Origin of the sequence: Pseudomonas sp. NPDC090203 (assembly GCF_044746765.1) — a bacterium.
Taxonomy (GTDB): domain Bacteria; phylum Pseudomonadota; class Gammaproteobacteria; order Pseudomonadales; family Pseudomonadaceae; genus Aquipseudomonas; species Aquipseudomonas putida_AD.
The window spans coordinates 29,933-44,917 of sequence record NZ_JBIVCV010000004.1 but is presented as its reverse complement, the minus strand read 5'-3'; the positions used below and the strand labels follow the sequence as shown (position 1 = coordinate 44,917).

Annotated in this window: 14 protein-coding genes; 4 read left to right on the top strand and 10 right to left on the bottom strand. The window is 62.1% G+C overall.

Translation table 11 applies throughout. The features are described 5' to 3' along the window. Positions 1-48 precede the first annotated feature (48 nt). The 6 genes from ACIPO9_RS08065 to ACIPO9_RS08040 all read right to left on the bottom strand — a co-directional run bounded on the left by ACIPO9_RS08065 (position 49) and on the right by ACIPO9_RS08040 (position 5,041). Entirely contained in the window at positions 49-1,038 is a 990-nt protein-coding gene (locus ACIPO9_RS08065) for a LysR family transcriptional regulator (RefSeq protein ID WP_400779930.1), read from the bottom strand. A 121-nt stretch (positions 1,039-1,159) separates the two neighbouring features. Continuing rightward, on the bottom strand, positions 1,160-1,639 hold the full coding sequence (locus ACIPO9_RS08060; protein WP_400779928.1) for a VOC family protein: 480 nt from the start codon (positions 1,637-1,639) through the stop codon (positions 1,160-1,162). A gap of 440 nt (positions 1,640-2,079) precedes the next feature. After that, entirely contained in the window at positions 2,080-2,835 is a 756-nt protein-coding gene (locus ACIPO9_RS08055; RefSeq protein WP_400779926.1) for a GGDEF domain-containing protein, read from the bottom strand. Between the two features lie 14 nt (positions 2,836-2,849). Beyond that, on the bottom strand, positions 2,850-3,236 hold the full coding sequence (locus tag ACIPO9_RS08050) for a DUF1987 domain-containing protein (protein WP_400779925.1): 387 nt from the start codon (positions 3,234-3,236) through the stop codon (positions 2,850-2,852). Positions 3,237-3,254: 18 nt separating this feature from the next. Beyond that, on the bottom strand, positions 3,255-3,824 hold the full coding sequence (locus ACIPO9_RS08045) for a SiaB family protein kinase (RefSeq protein ID WP_400779923.1): 570 nt from the start codon (positions 3,822-3,824) through the stop codon (positions 3,255-3,257). Between the two features lie 2 nt (positions 3,825-3,826). Continuing rightward, the gene (locus ACIPO9_RS08040) at positions 3,827-5,041 is read right to left on the bottom strand and encodes a SpoIIE family protein phosphatase (RefSeq protein ID WP_274131424.1); all 1,215 of its coding nucleotides are present in this window, start codon (positions 5,039-5,041) and stop codon (positions 3,827-3,829) included. A 228-nt stretch (positions 5,042-5,269) separates the two neighbouring features. Between ACIPO9_RS08040 and ACIPO9_RS08035 the strand changes: the two genes are divergently transcribed. Both ACIPO9_RS08035 and ACIPO9_RS08030 read left to right on the top strand, forming a co-directional pair. Further along, positions 5,270-6,979, top strand: coding sequence for an amidase (locus ACIPO9_RS08035; protein ID WP_400779921.1), 1,710 nt, complete (start codon positions 5,270-5,272; stop codon positions 6,977-6,979). Positions 6,980-7,100: 121 nt separating this feature from the next. Next, complete coding sequence (locus ACIPO9_RS08030; RefSeq protein ID WP_400779920.1) at positions 7,101-7,850, top strand: creatininase family protein; 750 nt, start codon at positions 7,101-7,103, stop codon at positions 7,848-7,850. 39 nt (positions 7,851-7,889) lie between these two features. Here the strand turns inward: ACIPO9_RS08030 and ACIPO9_RS08025 are convergent, their stop codons facing one another. The 4 genes from ACIPO9_RS08025 to ACIPO9_RS08010 form a co-directional block, all read right to left on the bottom strand. After that, complete coding sequence (locus ACIPO9_RS08025) at positions 7,890-8,654, bottom strand: IclR family transcriptional regulator (protein WP_400779918.1); 765 nt, start codon at positions 8,652-8,654, stop codon at positions 7,890-7,892. A 131-nt stretch (positions 8,655-8,785) separates the two neighbouring features. Continuing rightward, positions 8,786-10,105, bottom strand: a complete 1,320-nt coding sequence (locus ACIPO9_RS08020; protein WP_400779916.1) for an MFS transporter — start codon at positions 10,103-10,105, stop codon at positions 8,786-8,788. An 85-nt stretch (positions 10,106-10,190) separates the two neighbouring features. Then, a complete protein-coding gene (locus tag ACIPO9_RS08015; RefSeq protein WP_400608488.1) occupies positions 10,191-11,390 on the bottom strand; it encodes a CaiB/BaiF CoA transferase family protein in 1,200 nt (399 codons plus the stop codon). Next, positions 11,387-12,328: a hydroxymethylglutaryl-CoA lyase gene (locus ACIPO9_RS08010; RefSeq protein ID WP_400779914.1), complete on the bottom strand. Its 942-nt coding sequence runs from the start codon at positions 12,326-12,328 to the stop codon at positions 11,387-11,389. The genes ACIPO9_RS08015 and ACIPO9_RS08010 overlap by 4 nt, the downstream gene beginning before the upstream one ends. A 316-nt stretch (positions 12,329-12,644) precedes the next feature. Between ACIPO9_RS08010 and ACIPO9_RS08005 the strand changes: the two genes are divergently transcribed. Then, entirely contained in the window at positions 12,645-13,571 is a 927-nt protein-coding gene (locus ACIPO9_RS08005; protein WP_400779912.1) for an SMP-30/gluconolactonase/LRE family protein, read from the top strand. Between the two features lie 107 nt (positions 13,572-13,678). After that, positions 13,679-14,965: a CitMHS family transporter gene (locus ACIPO9_RS08000; protein ID WP_274131316.1), complete on the top strand. Its 1,287-nt coding sequence runs from the start codon at positions 13,679-13,681 to the stop codon at positions 14,963-14,965. Positions 14,966-14,985 lie beyond the last annotated feature (20 nt).

The window sequence follows — 14,985 nt, the reverse complement described above, 5'->3', positions numbered from 1 at the left end:
GAACCTTGGGACAATCAACTTTTACGCTGGGCAATGCATAAAAAAATGTTATCGATGCAGCTGCGTCGCGGCAGGGAACGGGTAGCCGTCGAACTGACCCAGCAGCCAGTCACGCACCCGACAACAAGCCTCGTCGGCCTCGCGATCCTCGCGGATGGTCAGGTAATGCAGGCTTTCGGTGAGGACCATCTCTTCCGCCATCGGGCGCACCAGCCGCCCCTGCTCGATCAGCGCGGTCACCAGATGATTCCAGCCCAGGGCCACGCCCTGATCGTTAAGCGCCATGCTGACCACCAGGTTGTAGTCGTTGGCGTTGAGCACATGGGGACTGTCGTGGGCGCGCTCGCCGATATCAATATTGTGATACGCCAGCCACACGCCCCAGTCCACGTGTTCGGCGACCTGGGAGCGGCCATAGGGGCTCAGGTTCAACAGCCCGCCGTCACGCAACCCCTTGAGGGTCGCAAGCTCTGGGTGAGCCTCTTGGTAGGCCGGCGTGCACACCGGGTAGATCACGTCGTGAAACAGCGGGTAGCTGCGATAGCCATCCTGAATCTTCGCCATCTTGGTGATGTAGATGTCCGGGCGCACGCCAGGCTCCATCGACAGGAAGTTCTGGGTGGTGATCAGGTTCAGGTCGATGTCGGGGTTCTGGCTGAACAGCGCCGGCAAGCGGGCTGACAGCCACAGCGCGGAAAACGCATGGGAGCAGCACAGCGTCAGCATGCGCTTGCCGGCGTTGCGACTGCGGATTCGCTCGGCGGCCTGGGAGATATTGACGAAGGACATCTGCGCGGCGTCGAAGAAAATCGCCCCGGCCTCGGTCAGCTCTACCGCGCGCCCTACCCGCTTGAACAGCGCGACACCGAGGTAGGTCTCCAGCTCGCGAATCTGTCGGCTGATGGCCGCCTGGGTGACGCACAACGCCTCCGCGGCGCGGGTGAAACTCTGATACTTGGCCGCTGCCACGAATGACTTCACCGCTTTGAGCGAAGGCATTTTCAGCAAGGTCATGTCCGGATCGGTGTGCTTGACCATCGTAGGGTTCTGATTTCCGTTTCCAAGCCTGTTGCAGGGGAGCGGGAAAGCTGGCTGCACAGCCCCTTCCCGGCGCACGCCGCAGAGTATCCGAAACTTGCCAGCGGCGACAGCGACCGGCTCAGCCCTTGACGGCGGCCTCGATGGCGGCGATGTCGATTTTGGTCATGCCCATCATCGCGGCGAACGCGCGCTTGGCCACGGCCTTGTCCGGGTGGGCGACTGCCGAGGTGAGCGCCCGGGGCGAAATCTGCCAGTTCAGCCCCCATTTGTCCTTGCACCAGCCACAGGCACTTTCCTGACCACCGTTGCCGACGATGGCGTTCCACAGCCGGTCGGTTTCTTCCTGGTCGTCGGTTGCGACCTGAAACGAGAACGCCTCGGTGTGGGGGAAGATCGGCCCGCCGTTCAGGCCGATGCAGGGAATGCCCATGACCGTGAATTCGACCGTCAGCACATCGTCTTCCTTGCCCATGGGGTAATCGCTAGGGGCGCGGTGAATGGCGGTTACCTTGCTGTCGGGAAAGGTCGCAGCATAGAACTCGGCGGCTTGCTGCGCGGCGCCGTCGAACCAGAGGCAAACAGTGTTTTTCGCGAGCATGGCGGCTCTCCTCGGTTGGGGGAATGGAAAGGAGAGTCTAGTCGCCGCGAGGCTCGGGGGCGTTTGCGCCCTCGAAATCGCCCCCGCGGGCAAGCCCGGCTGCTACGGTTCGGGGTTGAACAGGATGTCGCGTACACCCGCAACCCCGTAGCAGCACGGCTTGCCGGCGGGGGCGGCCTTGAGATCGCTGACGCCGGCAAGCCGGACTGCTACGGGGCGGGGTTGAATTGGAATCATCGCGTACACCCGCAACCCCGTAGCAACACGGCTTGGGGGCGTTTGCGCCCTCGAAATCGCCCCCGCGGGCAAGCCCGGCTGCTACGGTTCGGGGTTGAACAGAATTATCTCGTACACCCACAACCCCGTAGCAGCACGGCTTGCCGGCGGGGACGGCCTTGAGATCGCTGACGCCGGCAAGCCGGACTGCTACGAGGGGAAGGTCACGACGATTCATCGGCCACTTCCACCCGATCCCGCCCCGTGCGTTTGGCGTGGTACAAGGCGGTGTCGGCCAGGCCGTAGGCGGTGTCGAAGCGGGTGCCTACGGGGTTGGCGCTGACACCGAAGCTCGCGGTGATGCTGCGGTTCACCGGATGAGGGAACACATGCCCGGCAATCGCCTGGCGCATGGCTTCGGCCATCTGCACGCCCTCCTCCAGTTGCCCGCCCGGAATCAGCACCGTGAACTCTTCCCCGCCCACCCGGCCGACCGCCGCCTTGTCGCCAACTATCTTGCGCAGGCAGCCGACGATCCCCTGAATCACCGCATCGCCCGCCGGGTGGCCGAACTCATCGTTCACCTGCTTGAAGTGGTCGATGTCGAGCACGATCATCACCGCCCCCGTGCTCAACAGCGCCTGGGTGGTCATCTCGATGATCGCCCCCCGGTTCAACACACCGGTCAGCGCGTCATGGGTGGCGCGGTACTCAAGTTGGCGGGCCAGGGTCTGCAACTGCATGTTGAGGGCGTTCATTTCGCGCTCGGCCCGGTCGCTGCGACCGATCAGCCGACGAGTCTCGCGCATCAAACGCTCATAATGCGTTGCCAGCTCCGACAGCGACTGCCGGTAGGTCGCGGCATCGGCGTCAGGCTGCGCCAGAACCGAGCGCACATGCTCAAGGGCCTGGGCTTCGCTGGTGAACAGGTCCGGTGCCGGTTCGCTGGATACACCGCGCGATGCGACTGAAGCGGCCATGTGTCTCTCCCTGCTCAAGTGGCGATAGGGCAATCGTTGAAGACAATGGAGGTGAAGTCGGCCTTGAGCTCTTCACCGAATTCGAAAATCGTCTCGTCTTCTTCTTCGTGGTACCAGTTCACCTCGATGGTGTTGCCGGCTTCGGCGGCCTGGTCCAGCGCATCGAAAATGCTGAACAGCATCTTGGTGCTGGAGCTGTTGAAGTACGCCAGTGCGATGTTCGCCGTGATGGTCTGCCCGTCGCGGGTACCCAGGTAATCACGCAACTGCTGCACGACCGGTGAATAGAAAGCCGCGGCATTCTCAGGGTACGACTCGCCTTTCATCGACAGCAGATTCTGGTCGAAACGGAAGTCGATTTCCGGAGAGGTGGCCGTTGCTTCGATGTAGAAGTTGTCCATGGCTAAGCGTCGCTCGTTTCAAATAGTGGCTTTAAGGCAAAAAAGAGTGGTTTCGGGATCGTCTGCGCGGGGGTGGAAATCGAATTCCAGCGGCGCCGAGGCGTCCCGTGCCATCGTCAGGAAACCAAGGCCGGCGCCCTTGCTGTCTTCCGGGGTTTCGGCGCGCAGGCTGGTCTTGTAGGCCTGCTTGATCTCTTCGATCGACATGTTGCGCAGCGGCTCAAGCTTGGCGCGCAGGCGTTCGGTGTCGGCGGTGGCGATCGGGTTGGCACACAGCATCAGGTGGCGTTCGCCATCGGTGCTGATGCACACAGCGCCCTGGCGCAGGCCGGATTCCTCGGTAACCGATGCACTGAGGGCGTCGGACGAGTAATGGATGATGTTCTGCGACAGCTCCACGAACGACGAAAACAGCTTGCGTCGCGTCGGGCCGCTGACCCCGGAAATCTCCAGTTGCAGCTTCACCACCTCAGCCATCGCCGAGATGATGTGATGGGAGAAATAGCCCATGTGATAGAAAATCACGTTGCGCTGTTGGGCCAGATCGAAAAAGGTGCAGTCCTGCTGAGCAGCCGGTGAGTTGAACATCATCATTCCTGAATACGGGCACAGAATAGGGTCAAATCGTCACGGCGGCTCTGTTCGGCCTGCCAGTCTGCCAGCGCGCGTTGCAAGGCCTCGCAGATCGCGGCGGATGGCTGGTGACGGTGTTGCAACAGGGTGTCGAACGCCTTGCGCTTGCCAAAGGCGATACGTTTCGGGCCGCCGATCTGGTCGGTCAGGCCGTCGGTGGTGATGAACATCAGGCTGCCATGTTGCATCGGCACCGGGGTCACACCCCATTGATAATCGAATTCGCTGGCCACGTAGCCCACGCCCATGCGCTGGCCGGCGATGGTCAGCAACTGATCGGCGTCAGGGTGCAGCACATGCAGGGCCATGCGCGCGCCGGCGAAATGCAGAATGCGGGTCGAGTTGTCGAACCAGAAGAACGATGCGTCCAGCCCGTCGTCGGACTCCGGCGTGCCGTCCAGGCCGTTGACCTGCCCCAACTGTTCCTTGACGCTGCGGTTGACTGCCGACAGCAACTGGCCGGGGTCACGGGGCCCCAGTTGAGCCAGCGCCTGGGTCAGGGACGACGATGCGATCAGGGTCATGAAGGCGCCCGGCACACCATGGCCGGTGCAGTCTGCGATGGCGCCAAACCAGCCATCGGGGTAGGCGCAGAAGTGATAGAAGTCGCCACCCACTACATCACGGGGCTCCCACAACAGCGAGGCGTCGCCCAGGGTCGAGCTCAAGGCATCGCGGGACGCACGCAGCATGGCGCGCTGGATGACGCTGGCGTACTCAATGCTCTGCATCATCTGGCGATTTTTCTCGGCCTGCATCGCCGCCACCACCGCCATCAGCTCAAGCCCACTGCCAAGCCCGGCAAAGCGCCCGTTGCGGGTGACGATGAAACCGTCTGCCAGGGCCTTCTCGCCGGACTCGACGGTCTTGAACGTCAGCTCCTCGATGCTCATCTGCGCATCGACGACCAAAGGTTCCTTGTCCATGAAGGCGATGCAGCTTTTCTTGTCGTACAGTTCGCGATGAAACGGCTTACTCATCTGCGACAGGAAAATGTTGCGATTGATCAGGCCGATGGGGCGGTCGCCCTCGATTACCGCAAGGCATGCCATGTCACGCTGGGCGCTGAAGATTTCCATGACCCGGGTGTTGGTGCTGTCGGAGTCGATAGCCGGCACCTCGTTGCACAAATCGCCGGCACAACGATGATCCCTCGGCAACTTGGGCCGCATGAATGTGAAATGTTCTGCCTGCATGCTCGTACTACCGCGCCAGACGAAAGCGAGCACGTTAACAGGGTGATATTAAAGTGATGTTACAGAACAAAGCTGATAAACCCGATAAAAATCGAACTTCTAGCCCCCGCTCGACACTTGGTGTTAAATACGGCATCCGGGTCGACGACGCTGACCCTTCACACATTCGCGACATCCTCAAGACCAGCAAATGGCGGTGGCCCCATGATTGAAGTGACCGAAGTTTCCATAGCCCGACTGCGCGAAGCGCTGGAGTCCGGCCAGACCACGGCGGTTGAACTGGTGCAGGCCTACCTCGCCCGGATCGACGCCTACGACGGCCCCCAGACCGCCACTGCCCTCAACGCCGTGGTGGTGCGCAACCCAGAGGCGCTCGAGGAAGCCCGGGCCTCGGACGCACGCCGCGCCAGGGGCCAGTTGCTCAGCCCGCTCGACGGCATTCCCTACACCGCCAAGGACAGCTATCTGGTCAAGGGCCTGACCGCCGCTTCCGGCAGCCCGGCCTTCGCCGATCTGGTTGCCCACCGCGACGCCTTCACCATCGAGCGCCTGCGCGCCGCCGGGGCGATCTGCCTGGGCAAGACCAACATGCCGCCCATGGCTAACGGCGGCATGCAGCGCGGTGTCTATGGCCGGGCGGAAAGCCCTTACAACGGCGAGTTTCTCACCGCACCCTTTGCCTCCGGCTCCTCCAATGGCGCTGGCACGGCAACGGCTGCAAGCTTTGCCGCGTTCGGCCTGGCCGAGGAAACCTGGTCGAGCGGCCGTGGCCCGGCGTCCAACAACGGGCTGTGCGCCTATACCCCGTCGCGCGGCGTGATCTCCGTGCGCGGCAACTGGCCGCTGACGCCGACCATGGACGTGGTCGTGCCGTTCGCGCGGACCATGGCCGACCTGCTGGAAGTGCTCGACGTGATCGTCGCCGAAGACCCGGACACCCGCGGCGACCTGTGGCGCCTGCAACCCTGGGTGCCGATTCCACCGGTTTCACAGGTGCGCCCCGCTTCCTACGCCGAACTCGCTGCGCAACCTGGCGCCCTCACAGGCAAACGCCTGGGCGTGCCGCGCATGTACATCAATGCCGACCTTGAAGCGGGCACCAGCGAGGCACCGGGCATTGGCGGCCCGACCGGGCAACGCATCAACACCCGCCCGAGCGTGATCAGCTTGTGGGAACAGGCCCGCAAGGCTCTGGAAGCCTCTGGCGCAGAAGTGGTCGAGGTGGATTTCCCGCTGGTGTCCAATTGCGAAGGCGACCGCCCCGGCGCCCCGACCGTGTTCAACCGCGGCATCGTCTCCAAGGAATTCCTGCACCATGAACTGTGGGACCTGACCGCCTGGGCGTTCGACGATTTCCTGCAGGCCAACGGCGACCCGAAACTCTACCGCCTGGTGGACGTCGACGGCCCGAAAATCTTCCCCCACGACCCCGGTACCCTGCCCAATCGCGAGGGCGACCTGGCCGCCGGCATGGACGAATACGTGCGCATGGCCGAACGCGGCATCACGCCCTGGAACGAGATCGATACCCTGGCCGACGGCCTGCGCGGCCTTGAAAAAACCCGGCGCATGGACCTGGAAGAATGGATGGACCGGCTGGGACTCGACGCCGTGCTGTTCCCCACCGTGGCTGACGTAGCCCCCGCCAATGCCGATATTGATCCGCAATCCGCCGATATCGCCTGGAGCAACGGTGTTTGGGTGGCCAACGGCAACCTCGCCATTCGTCACCTGGGTGTGCCCACGGTCACCGTGCCGATGGGCGTGATGCCTGACATCGGCATGCCAGTGGGCCTGACGTTCGCTGGCCGCGCCTATGACGACTCCAGCCTGCTGCGCCTGGCGTCGGCATTCGAAGCCACCGGCAGCAAGCGCCAGGTGCCGCCGCGCACTCCGCCGCTGTCCGCAAAGTAACTGTCCAATCTGAAAGCGGGCATGCACCTAGGTGCTATTGCCCGCTGCCTCTGCGCATGTGACATTCCCCGCACTTCCCCACCGTCATCAAGAACGGACCTGCCTGAAAGAGGACCTGCATATGCTTCTGCACCTGTCGACCTGGCGCGAGATCGAACAATACCTGACCCGCAGCCGCACCATCGTCGTGCCCATCGGCTCGAACGAGCAACACGGCCCCACCGGCCTGCTCGGCACCGACTGGATGTGCCCGCAGATCATCGCTGAAGAAGCAGCAAAAAATGCCGACATCCTGGTCGCGCCGACCTTCAACATCGGCATGGCCCAGCACCACCTGGGGTTCCCCGGCACCATTTCCCTGCGCCCCTCGACCTTCATCGCTGCCATCGGTGACTGGGTGCGTTCCCTGGCCGGGCACGGCTTCGAAAAGATCCTGTTCCTCAACGGCCACGGCGGCAACATTGCCTCGATTGAAGCGGCATTCTCGGAACTGTACGCCGAAGCCAGCTTCGCCCGTCGTCCCGCAGGTTTCGCCCTGAAGCTCTGCAACTGGTGGGACCTGGAAGGCGTGACCCGCCTGGCCAACGAGCAATTCCCCACCGGCCACGGCAGTCACGCCACGCCATCGGAAATCGCCGTGACCCAGTGGGCGTATCCGGAGTCGGTCAAGTCGGCGCCCTACTCCCCACAAATCGCCCCCACAGGCCCGATCCGCGAAGCGAAGGATTTCCGCGCACGCTTCCCTGACGGCCGCATGGGCTCGGACCCTGCTCTGGCGACCCCGGAAAAAGGTGGTGAACTGGTAAGCCTTGCCGCCCAAGGTCTGGTCAAGGCGCTGGATGCGTTCAGCCGGGAAGAAATGCCGGGCTAGTGTGCGTGTCTGCCACTGACGGCCGGGAACGTCCGACCGTCAGGGGTTGAGGCGCTTGAGTGCGTCACGCAGTTCCGAATCGTTGCCACCCAGCGCGCTGGTGGCAATGGCCGCGTTGCGCAGCAGGATCGAGGCGGCGTGTTCGATATGCTCTTTGAGCAATCGATCGGATGGCCCGGACAAGGTCAACGCCCCTTTCAATTCAAAGCCCATCGCGAATACCGGCACAGACACCGCACTGGTTTCCGGATCGCGCTCGCCGAATGAGCTGGCCCAGAAACGCTCGCGGACTTCGGCCAGGGCCGGGTCGGCGTTGCGCGAGAACGCCCGAAGAATCTTGCCCGATGCTCCGGCCTGCAGCGGAAAACGTGCGCCTTCAAGCACCGACACCCGCACCGCACGTTTGGGCTCGACGCGAAACAGCACCACGCGGCTGCCATTTTCCTGCACATAGAACGAAGAGGTTTCGCCGCTTTCCTCGGCGATGGATTCCAGCAACGGATGAATCACGTCACGCAAGCGAAATGACGTCTGGTACAGCTGGGACAGGCGCAACGGCTCGGGCCCCACCGAATAGCGACCGTCGCTGAGTCGGCGAACGAAACCGGCCTTCTCCAGTGAAGCGATGAGCCTGAGGATGGTGCTTTTATACAGCCCGGTGCGCCTGGAAATTTCCGCCAGGGTCAGGCAATCCTGCTCGATGTTGAAGGCCGCCAGGATGGCGAATGCACGGTCGACGGCCGCCACACCGCCCTCTGCTTGAGCGGCCTGCTCGGAAGGGTTTTTCTCGGATTCGGTATTCATAGACACTCATTGTCGATTCATCGCTTGCCGGCGACAGCTGCCCGGGGGCCGTGTTGTCGCCTGCAAGACAATATCAGAGGCGCAGGATACCTTCCGCAAAAAGTACAGGTGCAAAAAACGCGACCTGCCCCTCACGCCTCTTTCAGGAAGAACCGCAGCGAGAGCACCATCGCCGCCGCCACGAACATGATGCAACCCATTGCCATCAGGCCCGCGGTGAAAGAGCCGGTGTAGTCCTTGAGGAAGCCCATCAGGTACGGCCCGACAAATCCGCCAAAGGCGCCAATCGAGTTGATCAGCGCGATCCCGCCTGCGGCGGCCTGGCCACGCAGGAATTTGCCCGGCAATGTGTAGAAAATGGTTTTACCGGCAATGGTGCCGACCAGCGCCATCGTGATACCGGCCAGCGCCGGAACCAGCGCGTTCATCTGCAGCGCCAGAATCAACGCCACGCCTGCCAGCAGCATGGCCAGGGTCAGGTTCAAAATGCCTTTGCCGGTACGGTCCACATGTTTGGCCCAGACCAGCAACGCCACCGTGGCGAAGAAATAAGGAATCGCCGCCACCCAGCCGATCATGCTGACTTCGACGCCATGGGCCTTGAGCATCTGCGGCAACCAGATGCCGATGCCGTAGGAGCCCAAGGTAAAGCTGAAGGTGATCGAACTGAGAATCCACACCCGTGGATCTTTCAAGGCCGCCTTGAAGCCATGACTGTGCTGCCCTTTGCTCTGTTCATCGGCCAGCATGCCGGTCAACACCTGACGTTCGTCGGCGGTGAGCCACTTGGCCTCTGCCGGATGGTTGGTCAGCACCTTCAGGGTAATCAACCCGAGAATACAGGCTGGCACACCCTCGATCAGAAACATCCATTGCCAGCCGGCCAGGCCCAGCATGCCGTGCATCTGCAGCAGCCAGATGGACAGCGGCCCGCCTACCAGAAACGAAATGGGCGTCGCCACGGTGAACCAGGCCAGTACTCGGGTACGGTACTGCGCCGGAAACCACAGGGTCAGGAAGAAGATCACCCCGGGGAAAAAGCCGGCCTCGGCGATGCCCAGAATCAACCTCACTGCATAAAAGCTGTAAGGCCCGACGATCATCGCCGTCGCCGCTGCAGCCAGGCCCCAGGTAATCATGATCCGCGCCATCCACAGCCGCGCGCCGAAGCGATACATCGCAAGGTTGCTCGGCACCTCGCACAGGCAATAGCCGAAGAACATGATGCCCGCACCAAGGCCGAACTGGGTGGCGGTCAAACCAAGCTGCTCGGTCATCTGCAGGGCGGCGTAGCCAACGCTGGTACGGTCCAGATAGTTGAAAAAGTAAGCCAGTGCCAACAACGGAATCAGTCGCCAGGCAGCCTTGTGCAGTACGCGGGTCTGCTCGCTGTCGAGTGGTCGCACAGCGCTGGCGTCGTTGCTGTGCGGGGTAGTCGTGACAATCGCCATGACCGCTTTCCTCTGTATTTATTGTTGTAGGACTGACGGCACATGGCCGTCAGCGAATGGAATCTGGCGTCCGTTCCGGGGTGGCTCAGCGAACGATGCCTCGCTCGCGCAACGCGTCGATATCCCCCGACGCATAGCCCATCTGTTCAAGCAACTCGGCAGAGTGGCTGCCCAGCTGTGGCACATTCAGGCGCGTGTCGAACCTGCGGCCATTCATTTCGAACGGCAACATGGGCACCTTGACCGCTTCGCCGTTTTCCAGCGTCAGATGCGCCAGCCCACCGGACTCATTCAGGTGTCGGTCATCGAACAGATCCTGGGGGCGCTGGATCGGAGAAAACGGCAGCCCGGCCTGTTCACACATCGCCATGACTTCCTGTTTACCCAAGGTTGCAAGGCGCGCCCGGACCTGCGGCAGAATCTTGCTTCGGGCCTGCACCCGCTGGGTGTTCTTGGCCAATTGCGGATCGCTCCCCAACTCCTGGAAGCCGAAGCTCTGGCAGAAATTCAACCATTGGCTGTCGCTGACCACCCCCATGAACACCTGCTCGTCGCCCAGGGTGTCGAACACGTCATAGATGGCCCATGCCGACAAGCGACTGGGCATCGGCGCTGCGGGTTTGCCGGTGGTGGCCATCTGCATCATGTGCTGGCCGACCAGGAACGCGGAGTTCTCGAACAATCCGGTCTGCACAAACTGTCCTTGCGCGGTGTCCTTGCGTTGCAGCAGCGCGGCCAGGATGGAGATGGCACTGAACATCCCGCCCATCACATCGTTGACCGAGGCGCCGGCCCGCAGCGGACGCCCTTCGGGACCGGTCATGTAGGCCAGGCCAGTCATCATCTGCACCACTTCGTCCAGTGCCGTGCGTTGCTCGTAGGGCCCCGGCAGGAAGCCCTTCATCGAGCTGTAGATGATGTCGGGCTTGATGGCCTTGACCTGCTCGTAACCCAGGCCGAGTTTCTCCATGGCACCCGGACGGAAGTTCTCGGTCACCACGTCGGCGCTTTCGATGAGTTTGCGCACCGCCGCCATGCCTTCTTCGGTCTTGATGTCGACGGCGAAGCTTTTCTTGTTGCGGTTATAAGTCATCCAGTAGCCCGCTCCGGAACCGGTCAGGCGTCGGGTGTTGTCGCCCTCGGGCACCGGCTCGACCTTGATCACTTCCGCGCCCAGGTCCGCGAGAACCAGGCCACAGGTGGGGCCCATGACCATGTGCACGAACTCCACGACACGCACGCCGGCCAGCGGCAGTGCCTGGAGCTGTTCATTGAGCAGGGTCATTGCGCACCTCCTGCGTAGTGAAAGTTCTTGCCCACCCCGGCGTCGGGAATGAAGCCGTACAACGGCTCGCCAGGCAGCCCCTCGATCAGCCACTGGCGGGCGGCGACCAGCCGGTCGATATCAACGCCCGTGCGCAGGCCCATGGATTCGAGCAGGTACACCAGATCCTCGGTCACGATATTGCCCGAAGCCCCCGGCGCGTAAGGACAACCCCCGATTCCCCCTTGGGAGGCATCGATGGTGGTGACGCCGACATCCAGCGCCGCCACCACGTTCGCCAGGCCCTGCCCGCGAGTGTTGTGAAAATGCGCACTGCCGGCCTTGGCGCCGATTTCGTTGCGCAGCCGGGTGAACACGCGGCGCACCTGAGCCGGATTGGCGTAGCCGACAGTGTCCGCCAGCCCCACCTCATCGACCCCCAACTCGACCATGGTCAGGGCCATGCGCAGCACATCATCTTCCGGCACTTCGCCCTGGATGGTGCAGCCGAACACTGTGGACAGGCCGGACTCGACTTCAACGTGGGGAAAACGCTCGTTGCGCAGCGCCAGCACTGCGCGCACTTCGTCATACACCTGTTGGTGAGTCTTGCGAATGTTCGCCAGCGAATGCGGCTCACTGACGGAAATGGGCATGGTGATCTTCTGCACGCCCGCATTGAAGGCGGTTTCAGCGCCCTTCAGGTTCGGCACCAGGGCCGTGACGAATACGTCAGGCCGCTGGCGGAGGTGGGCGACCAGCTCGGCGGCATCGGCCATTTGCGGCAGCAGCTTGGGCGATACGAAGGAACCGACCTCGATTTCCCGCAGGCCGGCATCTGCCAGCGCGGTCAGCCACTTGAGCTTGAGGGCCGTGGGCATCGTTGCACTGACGCTCTGCAATCCGTCTCGGGGACCCACCTCGCTGATGAGGATGTCCAGGTTGTTTTTATGGTTCATCGCCGGTCTCCGGGTGTAGAAATACAGTCGTTCTATCTGACAGAACATCGTTCTAAATAAAGAATGGACCGGTCTTTTGCTGATGTCAACGACACTGATCGGAAGCCCGCAGGTTAGCGCGGGGCGTGCCCTTATGAATTCTCTCCGGGGAATATTACTCAGACGCGGACGGGTTGACAGGCCGAGAAAATCAGTCGACATTTGTTCTATCAGTAAACATAACGTTCTATTAGACAGAACAATAACAATATAGCGAAAAGGCTTCTTGCGCTCCAAGATGGGGAGATTGCCTGTTCGTCCTGTAGGAGCTGATCCTGTGAGTTTGTATGCCCCGCCTCGTGATTTGCCGACGCGCGTGTTCACCACGCTCCCGGACCATCTTTGCAAAGACGGCGACTCGGACTGGGTTCGAGCCAACAAGCCCGGGCAAAAGGTCAAAAGCTTTCTGGAGGGCCCGTCCTTCGATCGGCAGGGCAATCTCTACGTCACCGACATTCCCTACGGCCGCATCCTGCGTATCGATCCCCAGGGCAACTGGACGCTGGTGGCGCAGTACGATGGCTGGCCCAATGGCCTGAAAATCCATCGCGACGGTCGCATCTTCATCGCCGACTACAAGCTGGGCATCCTCATCCTGGACCCTGACACAGGCCAGGTTTCGCCGTTTCTGACCCATAGCCGCAGCGAAGGCTTCAAAGGCGTCAACGATCTGTTCTTCAACGCCGCAGGCAAGCTCTACTTCACCGACCAGGGCCAGACCGGCCAGCAGGATCCGACTGGCCGGGTGTACGCCTATGACCTTGAAAGGCAAATCCTCACCCGCCTTATCGACAACGGTCCAAGCCCCAACGGCCTGGTCATGGACCTGGCGCAGAATGCGCTGTTCGTGGCGATGACCCGCGGCAATGCAGTCTGGCGCCTGCCGATTCAGTCCGACGGCGGCACCAGCAAGGCAGGCATTTTTACCGCCATGGCCGGTGGTGTCAGCGGTGCCGACGGCATGGCCCTGGACTCTCAGGGCAACCTCTATGTCTGCGATGCCGGCAACGGCTGCGTGTGGGTGTTTGACCCACATGCCGTGCCGCTTTATCGCATTCGCTCCTGCACCCAGGGCCGCACCCTGACCAACCTGGCCTTCGGTGGCGAGGGCAATCGACAGTTGTTCATCACCGACTCCTCGACCGGCTCGATCCTGGTCGCCGACCTTGAACACAGCGGCCAGCCGATGTTCTCCCACAGCTAGCGACCTGACCTGCCGAACCCTGTGTGCGCCGCGCACGGGCTTCGCTCGCCTTTGACAAAGCGGGCCACCAGCGCCCGCCCCTTACAAAATCAATAAAAGGGACACCCATGTTGATCTTTCTGAGCTACGCCATGATCGCCTGCTTCATGTACCTGATCATGAGCAAACGCCTTTCGCCGCTGGTCGCGCTGCTCCTGGTGCCCATCGTCTTCGGTTGTCTCGGCGGTTTCGCCACGCAACTGGGCGCGATGATGTACGACGGCGTGAAGATGCTGGCTCCCACGGGCATCATGCTGACGTTCGCGATCCTGTACTTCTGCATGATGACCGACGCGGGCCTGTTCAACCCGTTGATCAAAGTGCTGCTGCGGCTGGTCAAGGGCGATCCACGCAAGATTGTCACGGGCACCGCCGTGCTCGGCCTGTGCGTAGGCCTGGACGGTGACGGCGCGACCACCTACATCATCGCCACCGCAGCTTTCCTGCCCCTCTACCGCCTGACAGGCATCCGGTTGCAGGTCATGGCTACAGTGTTGCTGCTGTCGATCGGGGTGATGAATATCCTGCCCTGGGCCGGACCGTTTTCCCGGGCCGCCAGCGCCATGCACGTCGACATCACCGAGCTGTTTCTGCAGATGGTCCCTATCATGATCGCCGGTGGCGTCTGGGTGATTTTTGCCGCGTGGTGGCTGGGTCGCATGGAATATCGACGCCTGGGCATCGTCAGCGTCAGCGAGCAACAGCTGCTGGAAGGGTATGCACACATTCGCCTGAGCGACCCGAAATTCCTGTTCAACGTCGTGCTGACCCTCGCGCTCATCACCAGCATGATGCTCAACCTGATGCCGCTGCCGATTCTGTTCATGGTCGCATTCGGCCTGGCGTGCCTGATCAATTACCCGACGCTCAAACAACAGAAGGAAGTCATCGGTCGCCATGCCGACAACGTCATGGCCGTGACGTTACTGATCTTCGCCGCAGGCATTTTCGTCGGCATCATGGGCGGCACCGGGATGACCAAGGCGATCTCCGACAACCTCATCACCCTGCTGCCGCAGCAGGCAGGGCACTGCATGTCGGTGATTACCGCATTGCTGAGCATGCCCTTCACCTACGTGCTGACCAACGATGCCTTCTACTTCGGCGTGCTGCCGATCCTGGCGCAGACCGCCGCGCATTACGGCATCGGCCCCAATGAAATGGCCATCGCCTCGCTGATCGGCCAGCCGGTGCACCTGCTCAGCCCACTGGTGGCCTCGACTTATCTTCTGTGTGGCCTGCTGGACATCGACTACGGCGACAACCAGCGGGTGTCACTGAAATGGACCTTCGGCACGGTGCTGGTGATGCTGGCTGCAGCGATCGGCGTCGGCGCAATTACCGTGTTCAATTGAATCGGGGCCGGGGCTATGAC

What these genes read in the sequence shown, in the direction of transcription:
- ACIPO9_RS08065 (WP_400779930.1), bottom strand. Translation starts at nt 1,038, where the DNA reads ATGGTCAAGCACACCGATCCGGACATGACCTTGCTGAAAATGCCTTCG.
- ACIPO9_RS08060 (WP_400779928.1), bottom strand. Translation starts at nt 1,639, where the DNA reads ATGCTCGCGAAAAACACTGTTTGCCTCTGGTTCGACGGCGCCGCGCAG.
- ACIPO9_RS08055 (WP_400779926.1), bottom strand. Translation starts at nt 2,835, where the DNA reads ATGGCCGCTTCAGTCGCATCGCGCGGTGTATCCAGCGAACCGGCACCG.
- ACIPO9_RS08050 (WP_400779925.1), bottom strand. Translation starts at nt 3,236, where the DNA reads ATGGACAACTTCTACATCGAAGCAACGGCCACCTCTCCGGAAATCGAC.
- ACIPO9_RS08045 (WP_400779923.1), bottom strand. Translation starts at nt 3,824, where the DNA reads ATGTTCAACTCACCGGCTGCTCAGCAGGACTGCACCTTTTTCGATCTG.
- ACIPO9_RS08040 (WP_274131424.1), bottom strand. Translation starts at nt 5,041, where the DNA reads ATGCGGCCCAAGTTGCCGAGGGATCATCGTTGTGCCGGCGATTTGTGC.
- ACIPO9_RS08035 (WP_400779921.1), top strand. Translation starts at nt 5,270, where the DNA reads ATGATTGAAGTGACCGAAGTTTCCATAGCCCGACTGCGCGAAGCGCTG.
- ACIPO9_RS08030 (WP_400779920.1), top strand. Translation starts at nt 7,101, where the DNA reads ATGCTTCTGCACCTGTCGACCTGGCGCGAGATCGAACAATACCTGACC.
- ACIPO9_RS08025 (WP_400779918.1), bottom strand. Translation starts at nt 8,654, where the DNA reads ATGAATACCGAATCCGAGAAAAACCCTTCCGAGCAGGCCGCTCAAGCA.
- ACIPO9_RS08020 (WP_400779916.1), bottom strand. Translation starts at nt 10,105, where the DNA reads ATGGCGATTGTCACGACTACCCCGCACAGCAACGACGCCAGCGCTGTG.
- ACIPO9_RS08015 (WP_400608488.1), bottom strand. Translation starts at nt 11,390, where the DNA reads ATGACCCTGCTCAATGAACAGCTCCAGGCACTGCCGCTGGCCGGCGTG.
- ACIPO9_RS08010 (WP_400779914.1), bottom strand. Translation starts at nt 12,328, where the DNA reads ATGAACCATAAAAACAACCTGGACATCCTCATCAGCGAGGTGGGTCCC.
- ACIPO9_RS08000 (WP_274131316.1), top strand. Translation starts at nt 13,679, where the DNA reads ATGTTGATCTTTCTGAGCTACGCCATGATCGCCTGCTTCATGTACCTG.